Below are 5,882 nucleotides of genomic sequence, written 5' to 3'. Positions count from 1 at the left end.
TTTTGGCATCAGCCGTGATTGTAATCGGTCGTTTTTCTATCTCCAGCGTCACTTCCGTCCTTCTTTCACTCACACATCCAGTCGTTGTATTTCTCGCTTCGGCCCAGGCGGTGTAGGTTCCGGCATTGGTGCCGGCTGGGGCAGTGGTGGTTTCGGTACCGGTTTCGGTGGTGTACCAGTCTACCTCAAATCCTGACGGAACGGTGGCCGATGCAGTTTGTTCTGTGCCATCGTAAGTTACTATTTCATTATTGGCTGTTGGTGCAGCCGGTAATGCGTAAACATTAACCGTTTTGCTGGCTGATTTCTCGCAGCTAAACTCATTGCTTACGCTGTAGCTAATGGTCACGGTTCCTTCTGCGACTCCAGTTACCAGTCCGGTGGCATCAACAGTTGCAATGGCTTCATCACCACTGCTCCAAACACCACCCGCTGTTGTATTTGATAATTGGAGGGTAGCGTCAACACAAACTTCGGTTGTGCCTCCCGGAGATATTGAAGTCACCTCAGGCAATGGATTCACCACATATTCCAATACGTTGGAAGTGGCACTACAGGCTACTCCGTTTAGTGTTGAAGTTGCAACCCGTCTGTAATAGGTTGTTTCTGAAATTGTCGGAATGTTGAAACTTATTTCGGTAGCTCCGGATATTTCTGTCCAGATTGATTCATCGGTACTGTTTTCCCATTGGTAGATAATCGTCCCGGAGCCGCTTGCGTCAGTCGAACCACTTGCTGCCGTACCCGCTGCATTTGGATTTAGTGAGCCGCATCCGGGACCTGGATTGGTGGCTCCTTTGGCAATTTCTCCCGGATCGATTAGGTTTTCAGTCACAACAGCGTTACCATTCATATCGGTAGTGCATCCTCCGGCCACGCGGGTGGCAACTATGGTATAAGTTCCTGCAGGTTGAGTTCCGAAACTGATTGCACTGCCTGTTCCGGCTACTGGTGAACCAACAACCGTTGTTCCTCCAACATAAAGCTGGTAGTCCACTCCGGTTTCTGAACCTGATAATCCAACTTCTAATCCAGATTCTCCTGCGCAATAAGTGCCTGTTCCGGTTACGCCATAGGATGTTGGGGGAGTGCACTCTTCAGAATATTGGGCAATGATATTGGTCAAGCTGTTATCCGTACAAAAACTTAAATCAGTTGTTAAGAGCAAATTGTTGGTGTTATACCAACCCTGAAAAATACCTCCTTGGTCAGAGTACGGGGCAGCTGTAATAAGCAGTCTTTCGTTGTTGCCAACATTGTAAATGTTTGTGTTGCCGTCAGTAATTGCTACAGAACCAGAAGTTACAATAGTGCCAGAACAATCATCGGGATTATTGTAAACAGCATAGTTAATTGTTGATGTAATACCCGAGGTTTGTGTTTTTGCCTTGACTTGTCCATCCGTAAACCATGTTTCCGCAAACCAGCCGGTGTTAAAGCCCAGGGCGGTTAGGTGGAAAGCAGTTCCGAGTTCCTGATCGAGGACGAACCATTCGTCGTAAATATCACCGTTTTCATCGGGGGCCACATACCAGGGATCGTGTGAGTGATCCGGGATGTTGGGGTCGATGTGGGTGAGGGTGATTAACACACTGTCATCGGCAGTCCATCCGGAGCCGGTGATAATAACCCATTCGCCGGGCCAGTAGTCATCTTTGTCTGTAAACACAGTAACTTCCTGCGCCAGGCTGATCAAGCTGGTCATCAGGAAAAAGATTGTAAACATCAAAAGGCCATAAAGCTTTTTGGATTGAGGTAAAGGTTTTTCTTTCATATTTATTCTGTTTTAGTAATTCATTCGGTTGTTAGTTTTGGCTGGCATTCTTTTTTCCCCCAGCCAATCCGTTTAGCGAAGAAAGATTCAAACGCTGTTATGGAAAATGTTCTTCAATTAAAATTAAGGTTCAAACTACTTTACATTTCATCGATCCAGCCAGGCTTGTGCACTGTTGAAAAGATGACAAAAAGACGCGTTTTCCCGGCTAAAGAACAGGGGCTAGTCCATGCTGAATGTTGATTGTCTATAACCCGGAAAGTAGGTACACCGCTATTGTCTGTTACAATTAACTGTCAGTTTATCAATCGATTTAATTTGTGATGATTGAAATTCAGAAAAAAAAGTTATCACTATTTTTATTTGTAGGCAACAGTTTGATCAAAAAATTTAGTGACAAATGTTTAAAAGTTGTTTGCTGGTTTTCAAATTCAATGGTTCAATGTACGAACGGCGGGTTCGAATGAGCACGGAAGCAGATCCAGAAGCCATTTTTCGGGGTCTGGGGCTGCGAAGAGGCCAATTCTTATGTGTTTTCGAGGTTTTGTTGCGTAGTATTTTTGAGAATCAGGTGATTTCACGTTGGCAGCGACGGTCTCTTTTTAATAAGAAGTGTGGAGAACTTCAGTCGGAATACAATGGGCTGAGATGATTCCGATTTTTTTTGAGCACGGGTTTGTAATTTTTGATCTGCTTGGCTGATGGTTTTGAATTTGAAAATAAAAAAGGCCACCCAAAGGCAGCCTTTCAAAATCGTTTGTATAAACCAATTACTCCGAGTCGGGACAATATACATTGATGTTTTCCAGGTCTCCTTTCTTCGAGTCCATGACCAAGATATCTTCTCCCAAAACTTCGTCATACATCCATTTATTATTGACTTTGAAATCAGTCCAGGCATTTACTGAGCTTTGACCTTTTCCGTTGCAGTCGGCAGCTAAAGTGACAGTCCAGCTATACTCCTGGCAAGCCACTAAATCTATCCCCATTTGTTTGGTTACGCCATTCGAGGTCCAGTCGTCCAGGCCCACAACAACAATGCTTTGTGCAAAGGTAAATACCACGGTGGCATCATCCATGTCTTCTGCCGGAATGTAGGTAAACGTAACTTCAACTTCCGTGTTGTCTTCGTTGAATGTCGTAGTATAGGTGAAGCTCTCTTCGCAACCGCAATTGACTACTTGAACCTGGGCAGTAGACCAATTCGGACTGCTGGCTTTATATCTCAGCGCGTAAACTCCTGCTGCTTCAAAAGCATAATCAAAGCAGAAACTTGTATTACCATTGCCATGAGCAATTTGAATCCAATAGTCGGTTTCAACCACATCTTCTGTACCCGGATCATCACCTGCAACAAGGAGTTGCACCTGACCGTTTGTTTCTTTCGGGTTGTCGTTACCTGTGGTGGCTTGCGGGAATGTTAAACAAAATTCATGTGCTTCTCCAGCACACACTGTTCCTTCCCAGCTTAATATATCCGCGACATCAGCCTGCGAGCTTCTGGCCTTTTTCAGCATCAAGTCATCTTCGTACAAGCTTACAACGTCATCTTTTTGGCAACTCCACATGAATCCACCGGCAAGTATTAAAGCGAAAGCACTGAGTAAAAATAATTTTCTTTTCATGATTTTCTTGTTTTGGTTAATCAATTCTATAATTACATTTTTTGTTTTAATGTCAATGTGAATGAAAGATTCTCAGAACTATTCAGCCGTCTAATCTCTAAATTTTGCTTGAAAAAAGGTAGAGCTATTTATAATGCAAGGCAATGGAGGAGACCCAATTATCTGGACTTAAGTTCTTAAAACAGGGTTTTATTTTTCAAACGATGCTTTTGACTGTGTGAACAGGTAGGAATAATGAGCAGATTTTTGGGACTTTTAGTGTTTATAGGCTATTTGCAAGCCATTAGCCCGCCATTCAGGAATAAACAAAGGCCGAAAAAATTCATTCGTCAAACCAGTTTACAGATTAGCACTTTAACGCTTCATATAAAATTTCGACCGGATGCAGGGCCCGGCGACCGGTTCCTTCTGCAATCTGATGGCGGCACGATGTTCCGGGTGCGGCGATTATTGTTTCCGGAGCGGCTTGGCGCACAGCAGGAAACAAAACCAGCTCGCCGATTTTTTGGCTCAGTTCGTAGTGTTCTCTTTCGTAGCCAAACGATCCGGCCATGCCACAGCAACCGCTTGGGATCTCGCTCACCGTGTAGTTTTCCGGAATTTCAAGCATGCGTTTTGTTGGATCGGTTGATGCGACTGCTTTTTGCTGACAATGCCCGTGCAGTTTGATGGTCCGTTTTTCACGGGTAAACAGGGAGGCGTCAATATTTCCTTTTTCAAATTCTGAAGCCAAAAATTCATCAAGCATCAGCGTGTTTTTTGATAGCGCCACGGCTTGATTTTTCAAGCTGGTATCAACCAGTTCGGGGTATTCGTCCCGGAAGGCAAGGATGGCTGATGGCTCAATGCCGAGCAGGGGAGAGGTTTCACCAATCAGCGGATATAATTTCTGAACATTCTTATTAGCCAGTTTTTTGGCCTTTTTTACCAAACCTTTGGACAGATACGTGCGCCCACTTTCGACATGTTTGGGGATGCCCACTTCATAGCCCAGTTTGTTGAGCAGCAAAATGGCTTTGATGCCCAGGTCGCTTTCGTTTTCATTGGTAAATTCATCAGCAAAGAGGTACACTTTTCCTTTACCTTGTCCATTCAGCTGAATGGGTCTTTTATACCATTGCCGCAAGCTGAGTTTCGACAGCCGCGGCAGTTGGCGTTCCGGAGCAAAACCGATGGCTTTTTTGAAAGTGCTGGTTCCAGTGATGAAATTCGTGAGTGGCCGCATCATGCGTCCCCAATGGTTTAATAGCGGAAGATAGGCAATCAAACGGGTTCGGAATGGAATCCCATGAATCTCATAATAGTGTTGTAGAAATTCGGCTTTAAACTTGGCCATATCCACATTCGACGGACACTCCGCCTTGCAGGCCTTACACGAAATGCACAAGTCGAGCACCTCGTAAACTTCTTCGTGATCAAAAGGATTGGCTTTCTCTGACCGGCTTAAAAACTCGCGTAAAATATTGGCACGTCCCCGGGTGGTTTTGTCTTCGTCTTTGGTAACCATAAAGGTGGGACACATGCTGCCGCCAATGGCCACACTTTTGCGGCAATCGCCCGAACCATTGCACTTTTCAATGGCTCGTAAAAAGCCTTTTTGGTCTGAAAAATCAAAGGTGGTCTCCAGTTCGCGTGTCTGGCCAAGCAGGTAGCGCAGGTTTTCTGTAATCGGCGGCGTTTCGACAATCTTTCCCGGGTTCATGATGTTTTGCGGGTCCCAGGTTTGTTTCAGCGTTTTGATCAGCTGGTAATTTCGCTCGCCCAGCATAAAGGGAATAAACTCGCCCCTGAGCCTGCCATCGCCATGTTCGCCACTGAGCGATCCTTTGTATTTTTTCACCAGCTGCGCAATCTCGCGGGCAATGGTATGATAAAGTGCCACATCGGCTTTGTCTTTTAAATTCAATAGAGGGCGCAGATGAATTTCGCCAGTGGCAATGTGGGCGTACTTCACACAGCTTAATCCATATTTTCCCAGAATTTGATCAAACTCATCCATGTAGTCCGGTAAATATTCCGGAGCAACGGCGGTATCTTCAATCACGGTAACGCTTCGTTTATCGCCCGGTATATTTGATAAAAGCCCCAGTCCCGCGGTGCGAAGAGCCCATACACGTTTGATATTTGCATCGCCTAGCACCAAAGGAAAATGGTAGCCCAGCCCTGCAGCACGAAAGTCGGCTTCCAACTGTGTGGCAATCGCTTGAATTTCTTCCGGCGTTTCGCGCGCAAATTCAATCATCAGCATGGCTTTCGGATCACCCTGAATGAAGAAGCGATTTTTGCGCTGCTCAATATTTTCCTTGGTGCAATTCATAATGATGTCATCCATCAGCTCAATGGCTCCGGGTTGGTGCTTTAGGGCGACCAGGTTTCCCAGGTAAGCTTCCTGCAAACTGTTGAAGTGAGCACACACCAAACCTTTGTATTTGGGAGGAAGTGGAATGAGGTTTAGCTTGAATTGGGTGGAAAAGGCCAGCGTG

3 protein-coding genes are annotated in these 5,882 nt (G+C 45.4%); all 3 read right to left on the bottom strand.

What is annotated here, in order from left to right; all coding sequences use genetic code 11:
* Positions 1–1,774 (bottom strand): Ig-like domain-containing protein (locus NC99_RS06490; RefSeq protein ID WP_157624571.1); only part of this gene is annotated, 1,774 nt, incomplete at its 3' end.
* Between the two features lie 770 nt (positions 1,775–2,544).
* Positions 2,545–3,399, bottom strand: a complete 855-nt coding sequence (locus NC99_RS06485; protein WP_157624568.1) for a hypothetical protein — start codon at positions 3,397–3,399, stop codon at positions 2,545–2,547.
* 346 nt (positions 3,400–3,745) lie between these two features.
* Positions 3,746–5,882 (bottom strand): FAD-binding and (Fe-S)-binding domain-containing protein (locus NC99_RS06480; protein ID WP_053181151.1); only part of this gene is annotated, 2,137 nt, incomplete at its 5' end.

The organism is Sunxiuqinia dokdonensis, from assembly GCF_001270965.1.
In the GTDB taxonomy this organism is placed as follows: Bacteria; Bacteroidota; Bacteroidia; order Bacteroidales; family Prolixibacteraceae; genus Sunxiuqinia; species Sunxiuqinia dokdonensis.
Note: the sequence above shows the minus strand (reverse complement) of the source record. Positions and strands in the feature narration are given on the sequence as shown.

Excerpts from the sequence above, each read along its gene's own strand:
- NC99_RS06485 (WP_157624568.1), bottom strand. The coding sequence starts at position 3,399 with ATGAAAAGAAAATTATTTTTACTCAGTGCTTTCGCTTTAATACTTGCC.